Here is a 25,788-nt window from a genome sequence, read left to right on the forward strand (position 1 = left end):
TCCGGTCCGGGAGCAACGGCTCGATCCGCGCCCACTGCGCGTCAGTTAACGACACATCCGGACCAACGATCCGATGATCCAAACGAAACGGCCTAACGGACTCGTAGCGCCGATGTCGCAGGGCGCCCTGATCGTTACCGGTATCAACACCGGATATGTCTAAGCCACCGTCACAGCCCAGGAAAACGCTTCTGCGGCGGTGCTGGCGGAGACCTGGGATGAGATCGTCGAGGTCAGTGTCCGCACACAGAGCGGGAACCTGAAGCTGGAGTCGCTGGAGCTCGGGCCGGTCACCGACGCCCTGGTTCCTCTGCCCCCGTCAACATCTGGGTGGTACAGACTCCGGGTCCACGCTTACGGGCGAGAATTGCTTCACGACAAGACCAGCATGGAGCCTGTCGAGAAGTACTTGCTCACCATCTGGCCAGGGTCAGAGAAGAACGTCACAGTCGTTCGCACAAGTGAGCGCATCAAGCGTGCCTCACAGGCGTAACAGACCGCTCCTGTCCAAGAGCCAGCTCCGACGGTCGACCGCAACCCTCCGATTCGTAAGCCCTTCTGATCCCGAGCAACAACTGACCACTCAACAACCAAGATCAGCCGTTAAATTGACACACCCTTCCCCGGGGCTGCAGTAGTCCTCGAAGTCGCCGTTGGTGATCACCGTGCGGAGCCGGAGGACGGCTTCGGCCCCGGCGAGTGCCCAGCGGGCGCCGGTGATGTCGAGGCGGTAGGTGACTGTTGACTGAACTACCGGACAGATCTCTGCAGTTCAGCGTCCAGGTCGTATCGCAGAGGACTACCGTCCCGGACCATGACAGAGACGAGTGACGCCTCCCGTGATCTCGCGGGGCTGGTGGTGCCGTCGGCCGGATCCGTCGTGGAGTCGGATGATCCCTGGCAGCCGTACCGGCTCCTGGATGCCGGCGGCGAGGTTGTTGTCCCGGTGACGGAGTATCTGCAGGACCTGCAGGCGATCGGGCGGCTGGCGACGACGCAGCGTTCGTACGCGCTGGCGTTGCTGCGCTGGTTCTGGTTCCTATGGACCGTCGGGGTGCCGTGGGGGCAGGCCACCCGCGTCGAGGCGCGGGACTTCAGCAGGTGGCTGCTGATGGTCGCGAAGCCGACCAGGGGCGGCGTGGCTTCGCAGGGGCGTGTGAACCCGGTGACCGGCAAGAGCGGTCCTGGCCGTCAGTACGCGCCGCGGACGCGAGCGCACAGCGAGACAGTGCTGCGTAGTTTCTACGCCTTTCACCTGGAACTGGGCACGGGGCCGTTAGTCAACCCGTTCCCGCTGGCCAGGGACCGGGATGGGGAACGAGCGCGGGTGAAGTGACCCCTCAGGTCCCGACGCTTCCGTTTTATGTCGCGAGGTACAGCCGTTGATTGCAGCGGGCCCTCGCCTGGTACGGCGTGATGTAGTCGATGGTCGAGTGGAGCTGCTCCCGGTTGTGATGTTCCGCGATCCACCGGAAAACGTCCTGCCGAGCCTGCGCCCGGGTCTCCCAGACGGTCGTGCCGATCTCTGCTTTCAGACCGTGTTTGAGATCTCGCATCTACGAGAGAATCGTCTGGTGACTGTATCTATCGACCGTGGTCGGTCCCTCGATGAGCTTGAACGTGATCACTGGCCGCCACCCCCACCTGACGCCACCCGTCTCATTGCGACGGCGCATGCCCTGCGGAGCCGGCCGGTCGGGACTCTGACCGTTGAAGACCTGCGTCTGCTGATCGGGCAGGACATCGGGCTGGCGGTGCTTCTTCCGCTCGCGGTGGAGGTGCTTCGAGGCAACCCGCTGGCCGAAGGCCACATGTACGAGGGCGACCTGCTGCGCGCAGTCCTGACCAGGACCTCGGCGGTCTGGAGCGCTTACCCGGACCTTGCAAGGCAACTGACCTTCATCGTCGGCGGCCTCTCGGACCTCTCGCCAGACCTGCGAAGCGAGGTCGAGCGGTTCGTAGGTGCCGCCCAGAGTTCCTGACGCGTTGCAGGTGCCTGGCGTTCTACTACGGGGCTGTCCACCGAAGACGCCGTGGTCCTCGCCGTTTGGCCGGGCGACCCCGGGTGATCCGGCGGACCATGATGCCGATCATCGCCCACCGGATCATGGTCTCGGACCGGGCGGGATCGGTCTCGTAGTCACGGGCAAGCCGCCGGTGCGCGGTCATCCAGGCGAACGTCCGCTCAACGGCCCAGCGCTTGGGCTGGACCTGGAATCCTCGCTGGTCAGGCACTTTACGGACGATCTCCAGGTCGCGGTCGAGAGTCGAAGCGCTCCAATCGACCAGCCTGCCGGCGAAGCCCTGGTCCGCCCAGACCTTCAGGATGCTCGGATGATCGAGGCGGGTCCAGAGCAGAGAGCGTTTCGCGCCGTCACGGTCCTGGATGCTCGCGGCAACCACGTGCACCGCCAGCAGGAGGCCGAGCGTGTCGGTGACGATGAACCGTTTGCGTCCTTTGACCTTCTTGCCTGCGTCAAACCCTCTGGTGGAAGCGGGGACAGTGTCGGCCGTGCGCACGGACTGGGAGTCGATCAGCCCCGCGCTAGGTTCGACGCTGCGGCCGTCGGCCACTCGGACCCGGTCACGCAGCGCGTCGTGCAGTCGCTCCACGGTCCCGTCATCGTGCCACCGCGTGAAGTACCAGTACACGGTCGGCCAGGGCGCAAAATCCTTCGGCAGCTGACGCCTGGCACACCCGGTCCGCACGACATAGAAGATGGCGTCCACGATCCGCCGCCGTGGATGCTTCTCCCGCCGCCCGCCTTTCGGCCCGACCCTCGCGGCCGGTAGTAACGGCTCCACCAGAGCCCACTGTTCGTCCGTCAGGTCCGACGGATATGCACCCCCAGAACCGCTCACGCAGTCCCCAACGGCCACCCCAGTCCCGCGACACGGCAGATCTCAAACGCGTTCTCAGGACGGCCAGGAAGCGCTGGGCCGCGCCGGCACTGCGGAAGCCTTTCATCGCGTGTTCCCTCTGGCGGGTGGGCTGGTGGCTGTTCTCCGCCCGGTTGTTCAGGTACTTCGACTGCCGGTGCTCGAGCGAGGGCATGACCTCGCGGTGGGCGCCGTAGGAGCGGAGCTTGTCCGTGACGACCAGTCGGGGCACCGCAGGGGCCTTCTTCATCAGGCGGCGGAAGAACCGCCTGGCCGCGGCAGTATTCCGGCGGTCCTGCACGAGGATGTCCAGGACGTTGCCGTCCTGGTCGACAGCCCGCCACCGGTACTTCAACTCGCCGTTGATCCTGATGAAGACCTCGTCCAAGTGCCATTTGCCACCAGGCTGGGGCCGGCGGCGGCGCAGTCCGTTCGCGTAGGCCTGGCCGAACTTGGCGCACCAGCGGCGGATCGTTTCGTAGGAGACGAGGACACCGCGCTCCAGCATCAGCTCCTCGACCTCGCGGAAGCTGGGAGGAAACCGGAAGTACGGCCACACGCAGGGGGAGATCACCTCGACCGGGTACCGGTGCCCCCTGTATGACGGCGATGCACTCACCACGGACGCCCCCTCCCAGCATGACCAGCCACAAGATCATCCCACCCAGTCGGACAACGTGACAGGGCCGGGATTCGTTGCAGGCGAGACGGCCGTCGTCGCTGAGGTCCTTGAACTCCTTGGCGGGCAACAGCGGCGGGCGGGTCAGGGCGTCCAGGGCGAACCGGCGCCAGCCGTCTTTCGTGGTCAGCGGGTTGTGCTCGGCGTCGTCTGCAGCGGGCGGTGTCACCGCAAGGGCTGTCCTTCCTCTTCCGCGGGGTTGAAGACGCCGAACGGAATGACGGGCATCTCTGTTTCGTCGTCATCCGGTTCGGTCTCGTCAGCGGTCCGTCGGTGCCTTCGGGCCCGGTGGCGCCACCCTTCGGATCGTCAGCAGCGGGAGGGGGAGTCATGGCGGACCCGGAGGCCGGGGGCCTCGTTGCGGAGTCACGGAAAAGGTGACAGGGGCTGTTGTCTGGGGGTGTGGGTCTGTTGTCTTTGGTGGGGGGTGGTGGGGTGGGTGCCGCTCTTGCAAAGAAACCGCCCATCCGGTATATTTTCTTTGCTTGTGCGGGCGGGGTGGGGTGGCTTCTTGGGGGTGGGGGGCTGGTCTGTGGGGGTGGTGTGTGGGGGTTCGGGGTTCGGGGTGTTGGGTTTTCGTTTTGTTGTTCGTGTGCTGGTCCACGTCTGGGGGAGGTCCGGGATGGTGCGCTGTGTGCAGGGGCAAGTGGTGATTGTGGGTGGGGGGCCGGTGGGGATGCTTCTGGCCTGTGAGTTGGCGGGGCGGGGGGTGCGTACGGTGGTGGTCGAGTCGCGGACCGGGGTCTCGCGGTGTCCTCGGGCGACGGTGCTGCATGCCCGTGCGGTGCAGAGTCTTGCGCGGTGCGGGCATCTGGCCGGGCTGGTGGGCGGGGGGGAGGGCGGTGTTGGGGTGCCGGCGGGTGGTGCGTTTCATTTCGCGGGGATCCCGGGGCTGGTCATCTCGGCTCCGGCTGCCGAGCCGCAGCCGGTTTTGAAGTGTTCGCAGGAGGAGCTCGAGCGTCATTTCGAGCGGCGGGCGCGGGCTGCGGGGGCGCGGATCCTGCGGGGGCACCGGGTGACGGAGGTGGGGCAGGGGCCGGGGGGTGTGCGGGTTGTGGCGCGGGGGCCGGGCGGGGTGGTGGTCTGCCGGGGCGGTTACCTGGTGGGGGCCGACGGGGCGCGCAGTCTGGTGCGCCGTCAGGCGGGCTTCGTCTCCCGGGATTGTCCCGCCACCGTCTCGGCGATGGCGGGCGAGGTCGGTGTCGAGGAGGGGGCGGGTCTGGAGGAGGGGTGGCGGCGCACCGAGCGCGGCTGGGTGGTGGCCAGGCATGTGGGCGGCGGAAGGGTGCGTCTGCGGACTCTCAACTGCCAGGGTGCGCACGCCCGGCGTGATCTGCCGCTGCTGCTGGAGGAGCTGCGCCGCGAGGTCGGCTGGATCACCGGGGGGGACGTCGTGATGCGTGATCCCCGGTGGCTGAGCAGGTTCAGTGATTTCTCCCGGCTGGCGGCCTCCTTCCGCAAGGGGCGCATCCTGCTGGCCGGGGACGCCGCGCACGTGCACTTCCCGGTCGGCGGCCAGGGGCTGAGCACCGGGGTGCTCGACGCCGTCAACCTCGGCTGGAAGCTTGCGCTTGCGGTGCGCGGCAGGGCGGGTGCGGGGCTGCTCGACACCTATGACCAGGAGCGCCGGCCCGCGGCCCAGCGGGTGATCGACAACACGCGTGCCCAGCTCGCCCTGATGCGGCCGGGACCCGAACTGGACCCGTTGCGGGCCCTGTTCGGCGAGCTGCTGGCCAAGGGAGGGGAGAGCGGGGTGCTGGCCTCCATGGTCAGTGCCCAGGACACCGTGCTGCCCGCGCGCGGCACGGTGTCCTCCGCCTGGGAGGGGACGTTCCTGCACAACGCCGTCCTGCGGACCCGGGAGGGTCTGACCGATGTGATCGGTCTGCTGCGCGGGGGGTCCTTGCTGCTGCTGCTCTTCGGGGAGGCGGGCGGCGGTTATGCGCAGCAGGTCCGGGGCTGGGACGGGCTGGTGCGGGTGGTGCATGCCGAGCCGGTGCCCCAGCTCGCCTGTGACGCCCTGCTGGTGCGGCCCGACGGCTACATCGCCTGGGCGTCGGGGGCGGGCGGGCCGGCCGCCGCCCTGAGGGCGTGCTTGGGCCGGGGCGCGGGGGTGCGGGCGGCCGGTGTCCTGGCCGGGGCGGTCAGCTGACGGGTGCGGGCTCCGGCTCGGGGTGCAGGGCCTGCAGGGCGGGGTGCAGGGCCTGCAGCTCGGCGTAGACCGAGGCTCCCCTGGCCGCGGTGAGGTCCACCGAGGCCAGGACGGAGGGGACGACCACGCTGGGCAGCACGTGCCGCAGCAGGGCGCTGACCCGGGGGGGCAGGTCCTGGTAGTTGCCCAGGGCCTGGGACATGGCCTGCACGCCGGCGAAGGATCCCACCAGGACGTCGGCGGTCTCGGCCGAGATCACGTGGGGCAGCAGCTCGCCCTGGGCCTTGGCCCTGTCCAGCAGGTCGGCCCCCACTTCGCTCCAGCGCAGGAAGGGTCCGCTGCGGTCGAGGCCCTGGGCCTGCTGGTCGAGGGAGAGGCGGACGCCCGCCCGGACCATGGGGTCCGTCTGCAGGCGGTAGGCGTGCAGGACCACGGTGTCCACCATCTGCTGCACCTTGCAGGCGCGGTCGGGGACGGGCACGTTGAGGTCCTGGGCGTGCAGGACGCCCTCGGCGAGGTGTTCCTTGGAGGGGAAGTGGAAGTACAGGGCTCCCTTGGTCACTCCGGCGCTGGCGAGGATCTCGCTGACGGTCGCCGCCTGGTAGCCGCGTTCCTCGAAGACCCTGGCCGCCGACGAGAGGATCGCGTGCCGGGTCCGGACCGCCCGCTCCTGCTTCGCCATGTCGGCCTCCTCGTTGTCGATGAGCCCGGAGACCCAATAAAAAAACCGTCCAGTTTGTATATTACAGCTGTTCGGTGTTCGCGCACCCCCTTCAGCCGTACGGCGTTCAACGAGTTGCGGAAAAGCATCGCCCGGGAGGCGGGAGTCCATGGACGGATCACACGGTGGCGCGGGACCGGCGGGCGACGGGGATTCCCCGGTGATCCTGGTGACCGGGGCCACGGGGACGGTGGGCCGGGAGCTGCTCGGGCGGCTTCCGGCCCACCGGCGGGTCCGCATCATGGCCAGGCACCCCGCGAAGGTGACCGGGGCCCCCGCGACGGCGCAGACGGTCGCCGGGGACTACCGGGATCCGCGGTCGCTGGCCAGGGCGCTGGAAGGCGTACGGACGGCGTTCCTCGTCACGACCGACGTCGCCGGTGACGATGACGACCGGTTCCTGCGCGCGGCGCGAACGGCCGAAGTGCGGCGGGTGGTGAAGCTCTCCGCCGCCGCGGTGCTGGACGAGCGGGCTGACGACCTCATCACCCGCTGGCAGCGCGCGGGCGAGGACCTGCTGCGCGCCTCTGGCCTGGAGTGGACGCTGCTGCGCCCGCGCGCGTTCACCTCCAACGCCCTGGCGTGGGCGCCGTCCGTCCGCTGCGCGCGCACCGTCCGCGCGCTGTACGGGACCTCGGCCAACGCCTGTGTGGACCCGCGGGACGTCGCGGAGGCCGCCGCGCGCGTCCTGACCGAGGAGGGGCACGCCGGCCGCGCCTACACGCTGACCGGGCCCGAGGCCCTCACCGCGGTCGGGCAGACCGGGCAGCTCGGCCGGCTGCTGGGCGTTTCGCTGCGTTTTGAGGAACTCACCCCCAACGCCGCGCGCGCCGCGCTCGCGAGCCGTTATCCGGCGCCGGTGGTCGAAGCGCTGCTGCAGAGCGCGGAACGCCAGCGCGCGGGCGCGAAGGCCGGGGTGGAGGACACCGTCGCCGCGCTGACCGGCCGCCCGGCGGGCACGTTTCGCGCGTGGGCCGAGGACCATCTGGCGGCTTTCGCGCCGCAGGGCTGACCGGGCGGGCGGACCCCGGTGGCACCCGCTGTCCCCCGGGAGCCGCGGCTCCCGGGGGACAGCGGGTGCCCGGGGGCGGTCACCGCGGGGGCGGGGCCATGGTCACGGTGCACCGGAACACGCTCGCCCCGCCCTGCCGGCCGGTGACGAGCACGGTCCTTACGCCCTCCTGGCCCGTCCCCGCGGCGAGGCGCGCCCCGATCGTGCAGGGGGCGTCCAGCTCGACGTACTGCAGGAACTCGCCGGCGACGGAGAGCGGCAGACGGGCGTCTCCCAGGGTCGCCGCCGCGGCCTGGCGGGCGGCCTCCAGGAGCAGCATGCCGGGCACGTGGTCGACCGTGTGGTCGAAGAGCACGGGGTGGCGGGTGTCCACCCTCAGCTGCCACCGGTCCGGCTCGCCGACGGGGGAGAGGACCACGTCCATGGGGGACATGCGCCCCACGGTCTGCGGCGGCTCCGGGGCCGTCAGCGGCAGGACGGGCGCGGGGCCCGGGCCGCGGGCGCCGCGCAGCCGCTGGTAGACCCGGGGGGCGACGCACGTCAGCGTGCCGCCTCCGGTCGCCACGAGGCCGCCGTCGCGGTGGATCTCCACCTCGATGCCGAACCCCGTCACCTCGCCGCGGCGCTCCTTCACGTCACGGCACCTGACGTCGAGTTCCAGCGAGGCGGGAGCTTCGCCGACGCGCAGATGCGCGGGCCGTACCGCCACACCGAGATCGCTCACGAGGAAGCGGTGGTCGAACGGGACCCCGTACTCGGCGTGCGCCAGGAGCAGGCCGGCCTGACGGATCGTCTCGGCGGCGATCAGCGGGTCGTGACAGCCCTCGACGTTGGTGAAGAAGCTGTGCCCGCGAGGCCACTGGGCGGCCAGGGCGAAGTGGTGATCGCCCCTGCGCGCCCAGTCGGTCAGCATGACCTCGGCGACGCTCGCGCGGTGGACGAGTTCCTTGGGGACGGTGCTGGTCAGGGACTGGAAGGCGAGGGCGCCTTTCCCTGCGGGGGCCGCCTGGGCCCCCGGACCCGTCATGCCGGGTATCACGCGGTGCATGCGGTACGTGCTCGTACTCGTCGACATGGTTCCCCCGAGCCGCCGTGGCCTGAATGTGGGTGGTGGATCTCCGAGGACAGTGAAGATACATACCACCCGGTTTAATTCCTAGAAGGAATACGAAGTTCCCGTGGGCAATATGTGGACCGAGTGGTTCCAAATGCACAGAGGAGGGCGAGTATCCCCTCATGTCCACCCGGAACGGGCAAGCCGTCCGCGGTCGCGGCGCCGCGGACCGCCGGCGGCCCGCGGGGTGCGCGGGAGGCGCCGCCCGCCCGCCTCTCGAGCCGCCCTCGAGGGGACTGTCCGACGGTGTCTCGCGGGGAAAGGAAAAACCCTGATCAATGCGGGTCGTCGGCGCCCGGGCGGAGCGGGCCGGCGGCCGTGGGCGAGGAGGCGGCCGGCCTCCGGATCCGGCCGCCGGGCCGGATCTGCAGGCTGGCGCACCGGAAAACGATGTCGGAGCGGCACTGGCCTCGCGAGAACTTCGCAAGTAAAATAGAGACCGCGTGTGCGGTTTGTTATGATCCTCTTCGTCCACCGGAGCGGCGAAGGTCCATGAGTGAGGAGCCCCCGTCTGATCCCGTGCGCCCGTGTCGCACGGCCCGGTGGACGGCCGCGCCGACCGCCCGGACGCACCTGCACGTACGCGCCCGGTCCCTCGCGAGGCCTCCTGCGGCTCACGCCGGTCCGCCTTCCCGTGCCCGCGCGGGCACGGCGGCCCGCCCCCGGCAGGCCGCCGTGCAGGAACGAACGTGAGAGCCGGTCCGCGGTGCGGCCGGCCGACCGCAGTCAGGGGAGATCCGCCGATGGTGAAACAGGAGCGTGCCGCGCGCACGCGCGAGTCCTTGGTGCGAGCGGCGGCCGAGGTGTTCGCACGAGAGGGCTTCGCCCTGGCCTCGCTCACCTCCATCAGCAAGAGGGCCGGGGTGAGCAACGGCGCGCTGCACTTCCACTTCGAGAGCAAGCAGGCCCTGGCGCGCGGGGTCGAGGACGAGGCGGTCGCCGCGGTCCGGGCGATCGCCGCGTCGGCGCGGGCGGGCAGCCCCGATCCGCTGCAGCGGCTCATCGACGCCACCCATGCCCTGATGCAGCGGCTGGACCAGGACGTCGTGGTGCGGGCCGGCTTCGAGCTGGGCAGCGGCCCGCCGCGCCGCGAGGGGGCCGTGGATCTGCGCGGACGGTGGCAGAGCTGGGTCGAGGAGGTGCTCGAGGACGCCGAGCGCGAAGGCGTCCTCGCCCAGGGGGTGTCCGCCGCCGACGCCTGCGTCACGGTGGTGGCGGCGACCGTCGGTTTCGAGCAGCTCGGCGCGGACGACCGTACGTGGACGTCGGCGAAGACGCTGGTGCAGTTCTGGGATCTGCTGCTGCCCCGGCTGGCCTCGGCCGACGTCCTGAGCGCACTGGAGCCCGGTGGTACGGCGGCTGCGGCGTCCCGCCGGGGATGAACGGCACGTACCCCTCTGCCACGGGTTGGCGAACCGCCTTGCCCGCCGGCCGGACGGGCACGCTCCGACCGGCAGGGCCGTCAGCGCTGTTTCTCTGCCGAGGCGCTGCCGGACACCGCAGCGGAGCGGGGAGGCGCTCACCTCGGCTCCGGCCACCCGGCTCCGCCCGCCGCCGGCGGTCCCGCGCACAGCCGGCCGGCAACGGCCGCCGGCCCCGTACCGGCGCCCTGGTGGTCCCACGCCGCCCGGCGGCCGGTCCGGGGCCCGCCGCCGGGCGGCGTGGGGCACGCCGTCGTCGAGCGCGTCGCGGCGCCGGACGGCGGGCGGCGGGCGGGGGACCGGCCGGGCGCGGGGCATGCCGGCCCCGGCCCACGGTGTCCTCACCCCGGGCGACCGGAGCACCCCCGTTTCGAACACCCCCTGGGGCGGCGCCTGTTCGGCCGCGGCGACGCGCGGGGCGCCCGGACCCGGCCGCACCGCCGCATCGACGCGGCGGTCCCGCGCGGCGACAGAGCGCTGCCCGACGAGGTACTGCCGGTCCTCGCCGCCGCGCCCGGGCCGGCTGCGGCACGGCACTGCCTCGCCCGCCGAGTCCCTCCGCCGCGGCGAGCGCTGCCGCGGCGAGGGACGCCTCCGCGTCCCCGCAAACGCATCTGCAGGGCACGCCGGCCCACGCGTGCGGCGACCCGCGGCACGCCCCAGGCCGCGGGCGTGCCGGTCAGGACGGGCACGAAGGGCGGGTCCCCGCCCCGACCGGATTCGAGCCGATCGGCGCGCCCGAGCGGACACAACAGCCCGGCCGGCTGCCCGGCACCCCCTGCGCCCGGCGGAACTGTCCCGGACCGGGCCCGCGTCCTGCCGGCGAAGCGCCGTCCCGCGGCCGTCGCCGAGGCGTTGCCGGCCGCGGCGGGGCGCCAGCGTGCGGGGGCAGGGGGGCAGGGCGCGCGGCCGGGCCGCCGGCCGCCCGGCCGGCTGTTGGGCCCCGTCCTTCGCGGACCGGGGGCCGAGGACCGCCTCGCGGCATGCGGCGCGGTGCCGCGGCGGACGGGTGCCCTGCCTGTCCGGGGACCGGCGTGCGCCGCCGCGCCCTTCGGCCGCGGCGGGGAGGGGAAGTTTTTTTGGGCGCTCCTTCTTCGCGCGGTCAGTCGGCACCCAACCTCCCCGGTGCCACGGGCGCCAGGGGGCGCTCCTTCTTCGCGCGGTCAGTCGAGCGGGGCGGCCCGCAGAGTCGAGGTGAACACGGGCCGGCCCTCCTGGCGGGCCGTGACGAGAACCGCCTGCGGGCCCTGGGGTGCGGCCCCGGGCAGGCGCACGGCGTCGATCGAACAGGGCAGGTCCAGCTCCACGTACCTCATGAACGCGCAGTCGAGGCCGAGCGGCAGGACCGGGGCTCTGTCCAGGACCGCGGTCGCCGCCTGGCGGGCGGCCTCGAGGAGCACCATGCCCGGAGCGTGGTCGCCCTGGTGGTCGAAGAGGACGGGGTGGCAGGTGTCCGCGCGCAGCTGCCAGCGGTCCGGCTCGCCGGTGGGGGAGAGGACCACGTCGGCGGGTGACAGGCGCCCCACGGCGGCCGGGGCCACCGGAGCCGCCGGCGTCAGGGGGCGGTACCCGGCCTCCAGGACGCGCTGCGGACGCAGCCGCCGGTATGCGGCCGCGGTGATGGTGCTGAAGGAGATCCGTCCCGACGCGGCGAGCCGCCCCTCGCGCAGCACCCTGGTCTCGACGCACAGGCCGGCCAGCCGGCGGCCTCGCTTCCTGATCTTTGGACAGGTGACGTCGAGGTCCAGCGCGGCGGGCGCCCCGCCGACCCGTATCGCCTCGGGACACACGGTGAAGGCCAGCTCCTCCAGCAGGAACCGGTGGCCCAAGGGAACGCCGAACTCGGCGTGGGCGAGCAGGGCACCGGCCTGACGGATCGTTTCGGCGGCGATCAGCGGGTCGTGGTGGGTTCCGTTCACGGGAGTGAAGAAGCTGTGGCCCCGCGGCCATTGGGCGGTCATCGCGAAGCGGGCCTCCCCCAGGCGCTGCCAGCCGGTGAGCACGACCTCGGCGACGGCTGCCCGGTGCACCAGTTCCCTGGGGACCGTGGTGGTCAGGTGCCCGTGAAGCGGTCCGGCCGGCCGGGAAGGCGGCGCAGCGGCTCGCGCCGTCGTGTGCTCGATCGCCGGACCTTCGAACCGGGACGTGCTCGCGGTCATCGCTCCCCCTGGACGAGATCGGAGATGGCTGTGAGGGAAAAAAATAGAGGGCAACCGGTTCGGTCTCCAGAGGAACCGGAGCCTCCGTACGGATCGCCCCGCTGTCGCCGCCCGCGGCACTGCCGTGCGCGGCCCGCCCCTTCCCCGGCGCTTCCCCGGCGCTTTTTCGGCGTACGGCGCGCGGGCGGGGCGGTCCGGGCCGTGCGTTCCGGCGTCTCTTGAGCGGCACTGAGGTGCCTCTGTAGCGCGGTATCGGACGGTGGCCGCAACCGAGAGGAGCGGACATGGGTGAAGCGGACCTCGCACCCCTCGCGCTGCGGGTCGAGCGCGGACGGGCCGACGACGACGAACTCGCCGCGGTCGCCGTCGTGCTGTGCGCACTGCTGGCCGGGCGGACGGCGGTGACCTGTGAGCAGGAGTCGCTTTTTGCCGTCCCGTCGTGGCGCCGTCCCGGGGTCCCCGGCAGGCAGTGGCGTTCCCCCCACGGCTGGCGATAGAGCCACGGGCGCCGGCCGTGCCTCGGCAGGCGCTTTTTCCAGCACTGATCCACGCGCGTGCCAGCCCTCACCTCATGCAGACCGTAGATGCGGTTTGTCGACCGGGTGCGGTCCGGCCGCGCTCATGAGGGAGGCAGGCACAGTGACAGTCCTCAATGACATTCTCCCAGGGACCGCCGAGCCTTCGGACGCGCGCGGCCGGGTGGCGGAACTGCACGCGATCCGTGCCCAGGCGCTGGCCGGGCCCAGCGAGAGGGCGACCGGGGCGCAGCGCGCCAAGGGCAAGCTGACGGCCCGGGAGCGTATCGCGCTGCTGCTGGACGCCGGTTCGTTCCAGGAGGTCGAGCAGTTGCGCCGGCACCGGGCGACCGGGTTCGGTCTGGAGGCGAAGAAGCCGTACACGGACGGTGTGATCACCGGCTGGGGCACGGTGGAGGGCCGCACGGTCTTCGTGTACGCCCATGACTTCCGCATCTTCGGCGGGGCGCTGGGCGAGGCCCACGCCACGAAGATCCACAAGATCATGGACATGGCCATCGCGGCCGGGGCGCCGCTGGTGTCGCTGAACGACGGCGCGGGTGCCCGGATCCAGGAGGGCGTCTCGGCGCTGGCCGGCTACGGCGGCATCTTCCAGCGCAACACGAAGGCCTCCGGGGTCATCCCGCAGATCTCGGTGATGCTCGGCCCGTGCGCCGGCGGCGCCGCCTACAGCCCGGCGCTCACCGACTTCGTCTTCATGGTCCGCGAGACCTCGCAGATGTTCATCACCGGACCGGACGTGGTCAAGGCGGTCACCGGCGAGGAGATCACCCAGAACGGCCTCGGCGGCGCCGACGTCCACGCGGAGACCTCCGGCGTGGCGCACTTCGCCTACGACGACGAACAGACCTGCATCGCGGAGGTGCGCTACCTGCTGTCCATGCTTCCGCAGAACAACCGCGAGCACCCGCCGCGCGCGGAGTCCGCGGACCCGGCCGACCGGCGCGGCGAGGTGCTGCTGGACCTGGTGCCGGCCGACGGCAACCGCCCCTACGACATGACCAAGGTCATCGAGGAACTCGTCGACGACGGCGACTACCTGGAGGTCCACGAGCGCTGGGCGCGCAACATCATCTGCGCCCTGGGGCGGCTGGGCGGCCAGGTGGTCGCCCTGGTGGCCAATCAGCCGCAGTCGCTGGCCGGTGTGCTCGACATCGAGGCCTCGGAGAAGGCCGCGCGGTTCGTCCAGATGTGCGACGCCTTCAACATCCCGATCATCACGCTGCTGGACGTGCCCGGGTTCCTGCCCGGTGTCGGCCAGGAGCACGGCGGCATCATCCGCCACGGCGCCAAGCTGCTGTACGCGTACTGCAACGCCACCGTCCCGCGGATCTCGCTCATCCTGCGCAAGGCGTACGGAGGCGCCTACATCGTCATGGACTCCCAGTCCATCGGCGCCGATCTGACCTACGCCTGGCCCACCAACGAGATCGCGGTGATGGGCGCCGAGGGCGCCGCCAACGTCATCTTCCGCCGCCAGATCGCCGACGCCGCCGATCCCGAGGCGATGCGCGAGCGCATGGTCAAGGAGTACAAGGCCGAGCTGATGCACCCCTATTACGCCGCTGAGCGCGGCCTGGTCGACGACGTCATCGACCCCGCCGAGACCCGCGAGGTCCTCATCAACTCGCTGGCGATGCTCCGCAGCAAACACGCGGACCTGCCCTCCCGCAAGCACGGCAACCCCCCGCAGTGACGGAGCACTCGAGGGCCGGACGGGAACGTGCGGTGCGAACGCGGCAGAGGCGGGTCGGATCCGCCGCCCCGACCTTTCGCCGCGCGGGCCTCGCGGCGGCGTCCCTCTCCGTGATCGGCGCACAGGCCGGAGTGGGCGGCGCAGCGCTGCACTTCCCGTGGCCGGGAAAGACCAGTCGGTTTGTTTCCGCTCGCTGCTGAAATCTCGGCCCCGGCTGCCCAGGTACCGCGTTTCGGCAGGTGGGGGCGGGTGCGGCGGAGGGCCCCCGCTCTTCGCGACGATGCGAGGGGCCGGGGGCCGCTTGCGTGCGGCGGCGGGGAAGGTTTCGGACATGTCGTGGTGCCCCCCTTTCCTCGGTGTCCGGCTGGATCGGTACGCCGACCTGCCTGAAAATACAGGTCAATTGGCGGCCGGATGGGATCACTTGGGGTGGTCGTGGAGTCATGGAGTGGCCGGAAATGGTCTGCCCGGCCCCCCGGACGGGCGTCTGGGATTGACAAACCGACCGTGCTGTTTTTTTATCAAGGGGTCCGGTTGGCTGCACACCCGGGCCCCGGCAGCGGGAAACGCGGGACACGCGCAGGCCGGGAACGGCTCCGGGCGACCTTTGGGGAAAACGTGGACATCGAAGTGCTTGGTGCGCTGTCCGTTCATGAAAACGGGGTGTCGATCACGCTGACGGCACCCAAGCCGCGGCAGGTCCTGGCCCTGCTCGCGCTCCACGCCGACCATGTGGTCCCTGTGGCCACGCTGATCGAGGAGTTGTGGGAGCACAACCCGCCGCGCAGTGCGCGCACCACGTTGCAGACCTACGTCCTGCAACTGCGCGAGCTCATCGGCGGGGCACTGGCGTACGGCGAGAACGAGCGCTGCACCGCGAAGGACATCCTGGCCACTCTCCCTGGCGGCTACCGCCTGGAGACCCGTGGCGGAAGCGTCGACTTCCGGGAGTTCGAGCGCAGGGCCGGTGCCGGCTACCGGGCGATGGACGCCGACGACTACCAGGGCGCCGCGCGCCGGCTGGCGGACGCGCTCTCGCTGTGGACCGGTCCCGCGCTCACCGACGTACAGGCCGGGAGCCGGATCGAGACGGAGGTCAGGCGCCTGGAGGAGCTGCGCCTGTGCGCCCTCGACCAGCGCATCGAGGCGGATCTGCGCCTGGGCCGCCACCGCGAGCTGCTGTCGGAGCTGACCGTCCTGGTCAAGCAGTACCGCCTGCACGAGAGCCTGCACGGCCAGTTCATGCTGGCGCTGCACCGCTCGGGCCGGCGCGGCGAGGCGCTCAACGTCTACCACCGGCTGCGCACCATGCTCGTCTCCGAGTTGGGCCTTGAGCCCTCGGCCGCGCTGAGCAGGCTGCAGCGCTCCATCCTGATGGCGCACCCCGAGAGCGCGGCCCCGCCCAAGGCGGCTCTCCCGGTGACCGCTCCGGCGGGGGCCGGCGGCGGGCGGCTCGTGGCGCGGACGAACTGACCGCCCCGGCCTCGTGGCAGCCGGCGGCATGAGCACTGAAGCCTTTCCCCCGACCCCTCGAACGAGGGCCCGGGGGAAAGGCTTCAGTGCTGTGCACGGGCCTCGAGGGGGGCCGTCAGCGGCTCGCCGCGCGGTCCGTGGCCAGCCGCTCGAAGCGGTCGGCCAGTTCTCGCTGCTGCCGGCTCAGGACCTCGATCCGGTGGCGCAGCCGGGCCACCTCGGCGCCCAGCGGGTGCGGGCCCGCCGCCCCTTCCGTTTCTCCGGTCCCCCCGGGTGCCGGGTCCTGTTGGTGGCGGATCGACTCCATACGGCCGCGCAGTACGGGCCCTGGCTCCACTCCGAGGTCGTGCACGAGCCGGCGTCGCGCCCGGTCGTAGACGCCCAGCGCCTCGGCCTGGCGCCCGCACCGGTGCAGCGCGGTCATGAGCAGCTCGTAGAACCGTTCGTGCAGCGGGTGACAGGCCGTCAGCTCCGCCAGCTCGCCGGCGACCTCCCCGGCCCGCCCGGCCCGCAGGCAGGCGTCGTACAGCATCTCCAGGGCGATCAGCCGGCTCTCCTCCAGCAGCGATGCCTCGGTCGAGCAGATGGTGCCGCGGCCCGCGCCCTCCAGCGCGGGGCCGCGCCACAGCGCCAGCGCCTCGCGCAGGACCTCGGCCGAACGGGCCGGGTCGGTGGCGGCCAGCGAGCGGCCCCGGGCCGTGAGGTGGTGGAAGCGCTGGGCGTCGGTGCCGGCCCGTCCCAGGCGCAGCGCGTAGCCCGGCGGGCGGGTCACGAGCCACTCGTGGTGGCTCTCCCCGGAACCGGAACCGGGTGGGTGGACGGGCAGCAGCCGGCGCAGCCGGGCGATATGGGTCTGGAGGGCATTGGCGGCGTTGACGGGCGGATGTTCACCCCACAATTCGTCGACGAGCCGGTCCGGGGAAACGACCTGGCCGGCTTTCACGACGAGCGTGCCCAAAAGGGCGCGCTGCTTGGCTCCGGCCGGTGTGATCCGCATATCGGCGTGCTCGTCGAAGACCTGGACGGGACCCAGGATCCCAAACTCCATCTCATCCTCGCACGGGGAGAGTCGGCAAGTGCGCGACCGCAGATCCGTATTCGGCATTCACTCGGAAACGGCCGCGGACAGATCCTTTCGCTCTTACCGGACTCTAGGCGCTTCTCGGTGCCGGTGGAAGATTTGTCAGCCGTACGCGGGGAGTCGTGAAGTGTTCCTCGAGGGAAATTCAGGTGCCTCGCGTTTTCACGGCTGCTCGCCGGTCAGGTCCGGAAAGCCCACCTGCACCCCGCGCCGATGCCAGGCGCTCAGCAGCCGCAGCAGGGTCGTCGGATCGGGCAGGCCCTGCGGCCCGGACGGCCCTGCAGTCCGGGCCGCAGGGCCTGCGGCCCGGTCCCGGGCGAGCCGGTTCAGCAGCCCGCGCGTGAGCGGGTCGGCGCTGCGCGCCGTCGAATCCGTTGCCATGGCCGGAAACCTAACAGCGCCGCCTAGGGCGCCGGAAGAGAACTCGGTCGGCCGATACGGGCCTTTACCTGACACGCCGGTGTTTTCCCGGTGCTATGCGGGCTGCCTGTACGCCGGGTCCGGCGGCCTCATTGGAAGGTCGCTCAAGACGCACTCAATTTCCGCATATGCGACGGTCGGGGGCCGATACGGTGCCACTCGTCCGCCGTCGACAGAAAAGACAAGAAGGGCCGGAAGGCGACACTATTGAAAACTCGAACACCGACTTGTTGCCGAAGTCGGCCGGCAAAACGCGGAGGGGAATCATGAAGATCAAGGTCCTGGGTCCGTTGAATGTCGAAGTCAACGGTATATCGGTCGTCCCGACTGCGGGCAAGCCGCGCCAGATCCTGGCGCTGCTCGCGCTCTACCCGGGCAGAGTGGTGCCCGTGTCCACGCTGATGGAAGAGATCTGGGGCACCCACCTGCCGCAGAGCGCGCTGACCACGCTGCAGACCTACATCCTCCAGCTGCGCCGCCGGCTGGGCACCGCCATGGGCCCGGACGCGCCCGGCTCGGCCAAGGACGTGCTCGCCACCCGGTACGGCGGCTACCTGCTCCAGATCCCGGCCGAGGCGGTCGACGTGCGCGCGTACGAGTGCCTGGTGGCGGAGGGGCAGCAGGCGCACGAGGACGGCGAGGACGCCCGGGTGGCCAAGTGTCTGCGCGCTGCACTGGACCTGTGGGAGGGGCCCGCGCTGGTGGACGTACGCGTCGGCCCGATCCTCGACATCGAGGTGATGCGGCTGGAGGAGAGCCGGCTCGTGGCCCGCGAGCGCCGCATCGACGCCGACCTGCGGCTGGGCCGGCACATCGAACTCATCGCCGAGCTCACCGACCTGATCGCCCGCCACCCCCAGCACGAAGGGCTGCACTCGCAGGCGATGGTCGCGCTCTACCGGTCGGGCCGGCAGGCCAGCGCGCTCGACGTCTACCGCCGGCTGCGCCAGCGGCTGATCGCCGAGCTCGGCGTGGAGCCCTCGCCGCAACTCCAGCGGCTGCACCAGGCGATGCTCGCCGTCGACCCGCGCCTGGACGTGGCCAGCGGGCCGCGGCGCACCTCGACCTTCGATCTGTACGCAGCCTGAATCGAGCACCACTCAAGCCACACAGGTGACGCTCAAGCCGCGGCGGCGCCGTACGACGAACGTTTCCGCACAGCTTCCCTGAGGAGGGCGACCGATGGCTTCGCTGACGGCGGTAGAGGGGGTGGTGGGGCGGCGGGTACGGCTCCACTGCCTTGCCCACGCGGGCGCGGGGGTGGCCAGCTACCGTCGCTGGCCCGTCGCGGCCGGGCCGGGCGTGGACGTCGCGGCGCTGGTGCTGCCGGGCCGTGACAGCCGGCGGCGGGAGCCGCGCATCACCGAGCGCGCAGGACTCCTGGAGGATCTGCTGCCTCCGCTGCTGCAGGCGGCCCGGTCCGGACCGTACGCGCTGTACGGTCACAGTCTGGGCGCCCTGGTGGCGTACACGCTCACCCGGGCGCTGGCGGACGCCGGGGTGCCGCAGCCCCTGTTCCTCGCGGTGGGCGCCTGCCTGCCCCCGCACGCCAGTGCCGCCCTGGTGGCCGCGGCGGAACACTCCGACGAACTGCTGCTGCCCCTGCTGGGCGAGCTCGGCTCGCTGCCCAAGGGAGCAGCCGCCCACCCCGGCGGGCTGTGGCACCGCAGTGTGCTGCCTGTCCTGCGCGACGACCTGCGCCTGGCCCGAGCACTGCGCCAGGCGGCCCTGGACCCCGTCACCGGCGGATCCGTGGACCTGCCCCTGCTCGTCTTCGCGGGCAGTGACGATCCGCTCGCCGTGCCCGCCGCCCTTGAGGAGTGGCGGCAGTGGACCACCGGGCCGATCACCGTACGCACCGTCGACGGCGACCACTTCTTCGCGGGCGCGGACGTACTGCCGGCCCTGGTCGGCGAGGCCTGCCGCGAGTACGAGGCGGCGGATGCCGCCGCGGCAGCGGCGAGCGCGAGCGCGGGGGGTGCGCGGTGAAGCGCGTGGTCATCACCGGGGTCGGCGTGGTGGCCCCCCAAGCCGTCGGCACCGCCGACTTCTGGTCCCTGCTGACCTCGGGCCGTACCGCCACCCGGGGCGTCACCCTCTTCGACGCCGCCGGCCACCGCTCGCAGGTCGCCGCCGAGGTCGACTTCGACGCCGCCGCGCACGGCTTCACCCTCGCCGACACCGAACGCCTGGACCGGGCCGCCCAGTTCGCGCTGGTCAGCGCCCGCGAGGCGGTGGCCGACAGTGGCCTGCACGCCGTACTGGCCGCGGGCAACCGGCTGCGCACCGGGGTCAGTCTGGGCAACACGGCAGGCTGCACCACCGGGCTCGCCACCCAGTACGCGCTGCTGAGCGACTTCGGCAGTACCTGGACCCTCGACCACTCCCGGGCCGCCGAGTGCCTCTACGACTATTTCGTGCCCAGCTCGCTGGCGGCCGCCGTGGCCCGCGACAGCGGCGCGCAGGGCCCGGTCAGCCTGGTCTCCAGCGGCTGCACCTCGGGCCTGGACGCGATCGGGCACGCCGCCGAGCTGATCCGCGAGGGCAGCACCGACGTGATGATCGCGGGCGGGGCGGAGGCCCCGATCTCTCCCATCGCCATGGCCTGCTTCGACCGCATCCGCCTCACCAGCCCCCGCAACGAGGACCCCGCCACCGCCTCGCGCCCCTTCGACCGCACCCGCGACGGCTTCGTGCTCGGCGAGGGCGCGGCCGTGGTGATCCTGGAGGAGTCGCAGCACGCGCGCCGCCGGGGCGCCCACGCGTACGCGGAGCTGTCCGGCTTCGCCTCGTACAGCAGCGCGCACCACATGACGGGGCTGCGGCCGGGCGGCCGGGAAATGGCCGACGCCATCCGGGCGGCACTCGACGAGGCGCGGCTGAACCCGGTCGACGTGGACTACATCAACGCGCACGGGGCCGGCACCCTGCACAACGACCGGCACGAGACGCACGCCTTCAAGCAGGGACTGGGCGACCACGCCCGGCGCGTCCCGGTCAGCTCCATCAAATCGATGATCGGACACGCGCTCGGCGCCGCCGGAGCCCTGGACGTGGTGGCCAGCGTGCTGGCCATCGAGCACAGCACGGTGCCGCCGACCGCCAACCTGCACGAGCCCGACCCGACCTGCGACCTGGACTACACACCGCTGTTCGCCCGCGAGCAGCGCACCAGTACGGTGCTCAGCGTCGCCAGCGGCTTCGGCGGCTTCCACGCCGCCACCGTGCTGACCCGCCCCCGGCTGCGGGAGACGGCATGAGCGGCGCGGGCGGCGCGGGCGGCGCGAGCGGGGACGTGCGCAGCCGGGCCCGGACCCGGGCGCTGGTCACCGGCATCGGCGTGGCCGCGCCCAACGGGCTGGGTACCCAGGCCTGGTGGAGCGCCGTGCTGGAGGGCCGCAGCGGCATCGCCTCGATCACCCGCTTCGACGCCTCCGGCTACCCGGTGCGGATCGCGGGCGAGATCCGCGGCTTCGTCGACGAGGACCACATCCCCAGCCGCCTGCTCCCCTCCACCGACCGGGTGACCCGCCTGAGCCTGGTCGCGGCCAAGGAGGCCCTGGAGGACTCGGGTGCCGACCCGGCCGCGCTGCCCGGCCACCGGGCGGGCGTGATCACGGCCAGCTCCGCGGGCGGCACCGAGTTCGGCCAGCGAGGGCTGGAGGCACTGTGGGGCAAGGGCGCCCGGTACGTCAGCGCGTACCAGTCCTTCGCCTGGTTCCACGCGGCGGGAACCGCCGAGATCTCCATCCGGCACACGCTGCGCGGCCCCGCCTCCGCCATGGTCAGCGAGCAGGCGGGCGGGATCGACACGCTCGCCCGCGCCCGGCGCGAGATCCGCAAGGGCGTGGGCCTCATGGTGACCGGAGGCGTCGACTCGGCCCTGTGCCCCTGGGGCTGGGCCGCGCACCTGGCGGACGGCCGGCTGAGCACCGACCCCGATCCGGCGCGGGCCTACCGGCCCTTCGACGCAAAGGCCCGCGGCCATGTCGTGGGGGAGGGCGGCGCGCTGCTGGTGCTGGAGGACGCGGCGGCCGCCACCGCGCGCGGCGTCGGCGGGTACGCCGTGGTGGCCGGGTGCGCGGCCACCTTCGACGGCGAGCCCGGCCAGGAGCGGCTCAAGGAGGCGGCCGAACTCGCTCTGGCCGATGCCCGGGTGAGACCGGACCAGGTGGACGTGGTGTTCGCCGACGGAGCCGGGGAGCGGGCCGCCGACCGGGCCGAGGCCCAGGCGCTGGCCGCGCTGTTCGGACCGCGCGGGGTGCCGGTGACCGCGCCGAAGTCGATGACGGGCCGGCTGGGCGCCGGGGGCTCCTCACTGGACCTGGCGGCGGCGGCGCTCGCGCTGCGCGACAAGGTGGTGCCCCCGACCACCGGGACGCGGCGGGTCGCCGCGGACTGCCCGCTGGATCTGGTGAGGGGCGCGGCGCGGGAGCTGCCCGGACTGCGGACCGTGCTGGTGCTGGCGCGGGGCAGGGGCGGCTTCAACTCGGCCGCGGTGTTGCGGGCGCCCGATGCCTGAGCCGGCCCGCGGACGGGCGGGCAGGCCGGTCGTCCGCGGACCGGCGGCTCGACGGACCGGCGCCGCGGGGACCGCACACGCCCAGGAGGCAGAACGCACGGACCGCTTCGGACCGGCCGAGCGCTGACGAGGAGGGCGGAGTCTCGGGCCCCCGCGCCTGTACGCCGCCCCCGTGGAGCGGGCACGGGGTGCGGCTCGCGCCGCGGCCGGCGCTCCAGCAAGGTCGGCGGCAGACCGGGCCGCGTCCGGTCCGGGTGCCCCGGCGGAGGGCGCCCCCCAACGGGCCGGGGGCCGGGCAGCCGTCCCTACCGCTTGTCCCCCGGCATGCAGCAGCCCGAGGGCGATCAGCCCGTCCCGCACGGCGCGTCGGACTGTCGCGGGCTGGACGCGCAGGCGGCCGAGGCCGCGGCGGTCGTTCCGCGCGACCCGGATCGGCCGGGCCGCGAGCGGCTCGCCGTCGACCCGGAGCCGGCCGCGCGGCTGCGGCCGGCCGCCTTTGCGCGGCGGGACGAGGCGCAGGGCGCGCCGGCCGCGGGCTTCGGGGCCGGCTGGACACACCAGGAGGAAGCGTGAGCCCTTGTTGCGCCGTGCCGCGGAAGTCCTGGACACCCCGGCGGCGCGCGGCCCGAAGCCGCCCACCAGGACGGGGGTGGCCGGGTGGGCGGCGGTCACGGGCCGGGGAAGGGGAGCCGCCCGGGACGCCGGAGGCGTTGTCCGTCAGGCCGACGCCGCCTGAGCTCTCGCCCGGAGAGTCTCGGCGGCCGGGCTGGAGGACGGCTCGAGCGGCGGGGCTCGCAGCCCTCCCGCGAGAGCGGCGTACGTCCAAAGGGGGAGGCCGGGCCTTCGGATCGAGGCGGACGCAGCGGGTGGCTCGAGCCGCGCTCCAGCCGAGCCCGTGCGTTCCGCGAGCGGTTCCGGACAGTGTCGTGGACACGGCCGTCGACCCAGCGCCGCACGACCCCGTCTGCCGGCCGCCCCGGCGGCAGGCGGACGGGGTCGTGCGGTGAGAGGTCACCGGCGCAGTGACGGCACCGTGCCGGGCGGAGGCCGCAGTCCCGCCGCAGCCCGGACGCCGCCGGTCGGAGCCGGCCGGCGTACCAAAGAGGAGGGTGTGGAAGATGTCGGATGCGCGCGTGCACCGCACGGTCCACGAAGTGATCGCGGCGGCCCCGGCCGGAGTGATGTACGGGCTGATCGCGGACGCCACCCGGTGGCCGTTGTTCTTCCAGCCCTGCGTCCATGTCGAGCAGCTCGACTTCGACGGGCAGCGGGAACGGCTGCGCATGTGGGTCACCGCGGGCGAGACCGTCAAGTCCTGGGTGTCCAGCCGGCACCTGGACGTGGAGCGGCTGCGCGTGGAGTTCACCCATGACCTGCCCGCCGCGCCCACACGGTCCATGAGCGGCGTGTGGACGGTGGTGCCGCTGGGGGAGTACGCCTCCAAGGTGACCCTGCAGCACGCCTTCACCGTCACCCAAGACGTGCCGGCGGACGTGGCCTGGGTCGAGCAGGTCACCCGCGACAACAGCCGCGCCCAGCTGGACCGGCTGGCCGAGCTCGCCGAGCGCTGGACGCGTCTGGACGACCTGGTGTGGTCCTTCGAGGACACCGTACGGGTCAACGCCCCCGGCGAGCCGATGTTCGACTTCCTGTACCGGGCGCGGGACTGGCCCGCCGAACTCCCGCACGTCAACCGGGCCGACCTGGTCGAGGACGAGCCGGGGGTACAACTGCTGTCCATGGGCAGCCTGTCCCTGGACGGCGGCGCGCACAGCACCGAATCGGTGCGCATCTGCTTCCCGGGCACCCAGCGCATCTGCTACAAGCAGACCCGCACCTCGCCCCTGCTGACCGCGCACACCGGCGAGTGGTCGATCGAGCCCGACGAGTCAGGGGTGAACCTGACGGCCCGGCACAGCGTGCTGCTGTGCGAGGAGAACATGGAGAGCGTGCTGGGCGAGGGCACCGACGCGGTGACCGCCGGCCGGCACGTGCGCGAGGCGATGGGCCAGGCAAGCCTGTCCGTAATGCGCCACGCCGCGCAGTACGCCATCGACTCGAGCCCCGTCCTGTGACCGCGGTCCAGGACACCACGGCCCCCGTACGGGACACCCGCGCCCCCGTACGGGACGAAGGTGAGGCCGCGCCCGCCGCCGCGTCCGAGCGCGCCGCCCGGCTGGAGGCGGCCCTCGGCGACCCCCTCGATCCGGACAACCCGCACGGACACCTGGCGCTGCTGCGCGCCGACGAGGCCCGCGACGCGCCCGCGGCCACCGAGGCACTGCTCGCCGAGGCGGGCCTGGGCGCCGAGTTCGTCCCCCGCGACCTCGGCGGCCGGCTCACCGATCTGGAGGAACTCGCCCGGGTACTGCGCCCGTTGTTCCGCCGCGATCTCGCGCTCGGCTACGGATTCGGCATCACCTCGCTCTTCGCCGCCTGCGCGGTGTGGACCGCGGGCAACGAGCCGCAGCGCCGGGCGCTGGCCGCACACCTCCTGGACGGCGGCCGGGTCACGATCGTGCACCGCGAGGTGGCGCACGCCAACGCCATCCTGCGCAACGAGGTCGGGGCGAAGCCCGGCCCGGACGGCGGCTGGGTGCTCAACGGGCGCAAGGACACGGTCATCAACGCCCACCGCGCCGAGGCCTTCGTCGTGTACGCGCGCACCGCGCGCGAGGAGGGTCCGCGCAGCCACTCCGTGCTGCTGCTCGGCCCCCGGCCGCCCGCCTCGGGCGAGGTGCGCCGGCTGGGCAGGGTCGAGATGCCGGGCATGCGCGGCGCCCACTTCTCCGGACTCGAATTCGCCGATGTGGCCGCGGGACCCGAGGCGCTGGTCGGCGAGGTCGGCGAAGGGGTGTCGCTGGCGCTGCGCAGCTTCCAGATCAGCCACTGTCTGATCCCGGGCGTGGTGCTGGCCGGCGTGGACAGCGTGCTGCGCCAGGCGGTGCGCGCGGCCGTGGAGAACCGGCCCGACGGATGGCCCGCCCGCCGGTGGCAGAAGGTGCTCGCCGGGGTCTTCGCGGACCTGCTGGCCTGCGACAGCATGGCCGTCACCGGACTGCGGGCGATGAGCCTGCTGCCGGAGGACTCCTACCTGCTGGCCGCCGCGGTCAAGTACACGATGCCGGACCTGCTGCGCGAGGACCTGGAGGAGCTGGCGACCGTGCTCGGCGCCCGCGGGTACGACCGCGGGCCGCTGCACGGCGGCTTTCAAAAACTCGTACGGGACCTGCCGGTGGCCGGTCTGGGACACGCGGGGACGGCCGTGTGCCAGGCGGTGCTGGTGCCGCAGCTGCCGGCGCTGGCGCGCACGGCGTGGTTCCGCACACCCGAGCCGCCGGCGGGGCTGTTCGAACCGGGGGCGCCGTTGCCCCCCTTCGACCACCGGCGCCTCGCGCACTCCGGTACGGACGACCTGCTGACGGCGACCCTGGTCGGCGCGGCGGGCCGGCTGGCGAAGGGGCGCTCAGGGCACGCCGACGGGTCGCCGCACGCGGCGCTGGCCAGGCTCGCGCAGGCGTTCGTGGCGGAGCTGCGGGTGCTGAGGGCGCGGTGCGCCGCGTTGAGCGCGCCGGCCGGCGGCACCGGATTCGACGCGCAGGCCTGCGCGCTGGCCGACCGGTACGCGCTGGTGCTCGCGGCGGCTGCGGTACTGGGCATGTGGGAGGGGCAGGCCGGGACCGGATCGTTCCTGGAGGAGCCCGCCTGGGCCGTGCTCGCGCTGAGCCGGATCGCGCGGCGGCTGGGTGCGGTGGTGCCCGACCCTCCCGAGAGCGTGGTGGGCTCGATGCTCGGTGAGGTGCTGGAGCGGTACCGACAGGGGCGGAGCCTGGACCTGTACGGGACGGCGCTGGCGGGCTGAGACGTGCGGTGACCTCGCCCGCCCGCCTTCGGGCCGGGGCACCGAAGACGTGTCGGGGCG

Annotated in this window: 22 protein-coding genes and 1 pseudogene; 15 read left to right on the plus strand and 8 right to left on the minus strand. The window is 72.6% G+C overall.

The window, feature by feature from the left end; genetic code table 11:
• The first annotated feature begins 814 nt into the window (after nt 1-814).
• Nucleotides 815-1,336, plus strand: a complete 522-nt coding sequence (locus ACFYW7_RS33705; RefSeq protein ID WP_389509453.1) for a hypothetical protein — start codon at nt 815-817, stop codon at nt 1,334-1,336.
• A gap of 25 nt (nt 1,337-1,361) precedes the next feature.
• On the opposite strand, the gene ACFYW7_RS33710 is transcribed toward ACFYW7_RS33705, so the two are convergent.
• The gene (locus ACFYW7_RS33710; RefSeq protein WP_389509455.1) at nt 1,362-1,556 is read right to left on the minus strand and encodes a hypothetical protein; all 195 of its coding nucleotides are present in this window, start codon (nt 1,554-1,556) and stop codon (nt 1,362-1,364) included.
• 18 nt (nt 1,557-1,574) lie between these two features.
• On the opposite strand from ACFYW7_RS33710, the gene ACFYW7_RS33715 reads away from it, so the two are divergent.
• Nucleotides 1,575-1,982, plus strand: a complete 408-nt coding sequence (locus ACFYW7_RS33715) for a contact-dependent growth inhibition system immunity protein (protein ID WP_389509457.1) — start codon at nt 1,575-1,577, stop codon at nt 1,980-1,982.
• A gap of 25 nt (nt 1,983-2,007) precedes the next feature.
• Here the strand turns inward: ACFYW7_RS33715 and ACFYW7_RS33720 are convergent, their stop codons facing one another.
• On the minus strand, nt 2,008-2,901 hold the full coding sequence (locus tag ACFYW7_RS33720) for an IS5 family transposase (protein ID WP_389509748.1): 894 nt from the start codon (nt 2,899-2,901) through the stop codon (nt 2,008-2,010).
• A 19-nt stretch (nt 2,902-2,920) separates the two neighbouring features.
• Nucleotides 2,921-3,502: pseudogene (locus ACFYW7_RS33725) on the minus strand (IS6 family transposase); the annotation flags it as partial.
• Between the two features lie 679 nt (nt 3,503-4,181).
• Between ACFYW7_RS33725 and ACFYW7_RS33730 the strand changes: the two are divergent.
• A complete protein-coding gene (locus ACFYW7_RS33730) occupies nt 4,182-5,711 on the plus strand; it encodes an FAD-dependent monooxygenase (RefSeq protein WP_389509459.1) in 1,530 nt (509 codons plus the stop codon).
• On the opposite strand, the gene ACFYW7_RS33735 is transcribed toward ACFYW7_RS33730, so the two are convergent.
• The gene (locus ACFYW7_RS33735; protein ID WP_389509461.1) at nt 5,704-6,393 is read right to left on the minus strand and encodes a ScbR family autoregulator-binding transcription factor; all 690 of its coding nucleotides are present in this window, start codon (nt 6,391-6,393) and stop codon (nt 5,704-5,706) included. The two genes, ACFYW7_RS33730 and ACFYW7_RS33735, sit on opposite strands and share 8 nt — an antisense overlap.
• A 199-nt stretch (nt 6,394-6,592) precedes the next feature.
• Between ACFYW7_RS33735 and ACFYW7_RS33740 the strand changes: the two genes are divergently transcribed.
• Nucleotides 6,593-7,444, plus strand: coding sequence for an NAD(P)H-binding protein (locus ACFYW7_RS33740; RefSeq protein WP_389509750.1), 852 nt, complete (start codon nt 6,593-6,595; stop codon nt 7,442-7,444).
• Between the two features lie 79 nt (nt 7,445-7,523).
• Here ACFYW7_RS33740 and ACFYW7_RS33745 read toward each other — a convergent pair whose 3' ends face one another.
• The gene (locus tag ACFYW7_RS33745; protein WP_389509463.1) at nt 7,524-8,519 is read right to left on the minus strand and encodes a ScbA/BarX family gamma-butyrolactone biosynthesis protein; all 996 of its coding nucleotides are present in this window, start codon (nt 8,517-8,519) and stop codon (nt 7,524-7,526) included.
• A gap of 782 nt (nt 8,520-9,301) precedes the next feature.
• Between ACFYW7_RS33745 and ACFYW7_RS33750 the strand changes: the two genes are divergently transcribed.
• Complete coding sequence (locus ACFYW7_RS33750) at nt 9,302-9,940, plus strand: ScbR family autoregulator-binding transcription factor (protein ID WP_389509465.1); 639 nt, start codon at nt 9,302-9,304, stop codon at nt 9,938-9,940.
• Nucleotides 9,941-11,142: 1,202 nt separating this feature from the next.
• On the opposite strand, the gene ACFYW7_RS33755 is transcribed toward ACFYW7_RS33750, so the two are convergent.
• The gene (locus ACFYW7_RS33755; protein ID WP_389509467.1) at nt 11,143-12,138 is read right to left on the minus strand and encodes a ScbA/BarX family gamma-butyrolactone biosynthesis protein; all 996 of its coding nucleotides are present in this window, start codon (nt 12,136-12,138) and stop codon (nt 11,143-11,145) included.
• A gap of 284 nt (nt 12,139-12,422) precedes the next feature.
• Between ACFYW7_RS33755 and ACFYW7_RS33760 the strand changes: the two genes are divergently transcribed.
• The 3 genes from ACFYW7_RS33760 (at nt 12,423) to ACFYW7_RS33770 (ending at nt 15,843) form a co-directional block, all read left to right on the plus strand.
• The gene (locus ACFYW7_RS33760) at nt 12,423-12,635 is read left to right on the plus strand and encodes an acyl-CoA carboxylase subunit epsilon (protein ID WP_389509469.1); all 213 of its coding nucleotides are present in this window, start codon (nt 12,423-12,425) and stop codon (nt 12,633-12,635) included.
• Nucleotides 12,636-12,759: 124 nt separating this feature from the next.
• Entirely contained in the window at nt 12,760-14,370 is a 1,611-nt protein-coding gene (locus tag ACFYW7_RS33765) for an acyl-CoA carboxylase subunit beta (RefSeq protein WP_389509471.1), read from the plus strand.
• Between the two features lie 618 nt (nt 14,371-14,988).
• The gene (locus ACFYW7_RS33770) at nt 14,989-15,843 is read left to right on the plus strand and encodes a BTAD domain-containing putative transcriptional regulator (protein ID WP_389509473.1); all 855 of its coding nucleotides are present in this window, start codon (nt 14,989-14,991) and stop codon (nt 15,841-15,843) included.
• Between the two features lie 115 nt (nt 15,844-15,958).
• Here the strand turns inward: ACFYW7_RS33770 and ACFYW7_RS33775 are convergent, their stop codons facing one another.
• Together ACFYW7_RS33775 and ACFYW7_RS33780 are read right to left on the minus strand one after the other, a co-directional pair.
• Nucleotides 15,959-16,891, minus strand: a complete 933-nt coding sequence (locus ACFYW7_RS33775; protein ID WP_389509475.1) for a BTAD domain-containing putative transcriptional regulator — start codon at nt 16,889-16,891, stop codon at nt 15,959-15,961.
• Between the two features lie 195 nt (nt 16,892-17,086).
• Nucleotides 17,087-17,305, minus strand: coding sequence for a hypothetical protein (locus ACFYW7_RS33780; RefSeq protein ID WP_389509477.1), 219 nt, complete (start codon nt 17,303-17,305; stop codon nt 17,087-17,089).
• 305 nt (nt 17,306-17,610) lie between these two features.
• Here ACFYW7_RS33780 and ACFYW7_RS33785 point away from each other — a divergent pair, with 305 nt between their 5' ends.
• The 7 genes from ACFYW7_RS33785 (at nt 17,611) to ACFYW7_RS33815 (ending at nt 25,728) form a co-directional block, all read left to right on the plus strand.
• On the plus strand, nt 17,611-18,432 hold the full coding sequence (locus tag ACFYW7_RS33785) for a BTAD domain-containing putative transcriptional regulator (protein WP_389509479.1): 822 nt from the start codon (nt 17,611-17,613) through the stop codon (nt 18,430-18,432).
• Between the two features lie 94 nt (nt 18,433-18,526).
• On the plus strand, nt 18,527-19,333 hold the full coding sequence (locus tag ACFYW7_RS33790) for a thioesterase II family protein (RefSeq protein ID WP_389509481.1): 807 nt from the start codon (nt 18,527-18,529) through the stop codon (nt 19,331-19,333).
• A complete protein-coding gene (locus ACFYW7_RS33795; protein ID WP_389509483.1) occupies nt 19,330-20,604 on the plus strand; it encodes a beta-ketoacyl-[acyl-carrier-protein] synthase family protein in 1,275 nt (424 codons plus the stop codon). Before ACFYW7_RS33790 ends, ACFYW7_RS33795 begins: the two co-directional genes overlap by 4 nt.
• Nucleotides 20,601-21,866 (plus strand): ketosynthase chain-length factor, encoded by a 1,266-nt coding sequence (locus ACFYW7_RS33800; protein ID WP_389509485.1) that lies wholly within the window; start codon nt 20,601-20,603, stop codon nt 21,864-21,866. Before ACFYW7_RS33795 ends, ACFYW7_RS33800 begins: the two co-directional genes overlap by 4 nt.
• Before the next feature lie 324 nt (nt 21,867-22,190).
• Complete coding sequence (locus ACFYW7_RS33805) at nt 22,191-22,439, plus strand: hypothetical protein (protein WP_389509488.1); 249 nt, start codon at nt 22,191-22,193, stop codon at nt 22,437-22,439.
• Nucleotides 22,440-22,984: 545 nt separating this feature from the next.
• Nucleotides 22,985-23,941, plus strand: coding sequence for an aromatase/cyclase (locus tag ACFYW7_RS33810; protein WP_389509491.1), 957 nt, complete (start codon nt 22,985-22,987; stop codon nt 23,939-23,941).
• Nucleotides 23,938-25,728 carry an acyl-CoA dehydrogenase gene (locus ACFYW7_RS33815; RefSeq protein WP_389509494.1) on the plus strand — a complete coding sequence of 597 codons (1,791 nt, stop codon included), beginning with the start codon at nt 23,938-23,940 and terminating at the stop codon, nt 25,726-25,728. The genes ACFYW7_RS33810 and ACFYW7_RS33815 overlap by 4 nt, the downstream gene beginning before the upstream one ends.
• The last annotated feature ends 60 nt before the right edge of the window (nt 25,729-25,788 follow it).

It is taken from the genome of Streptomyces sp. NPDC002580 (genome assembly GCF_042889485.1).
Lineage (GTDB): Bacteria > Actinomycetota > Actinomycetes > Streptomycetales > Streptomycetaceae > Streptomyces.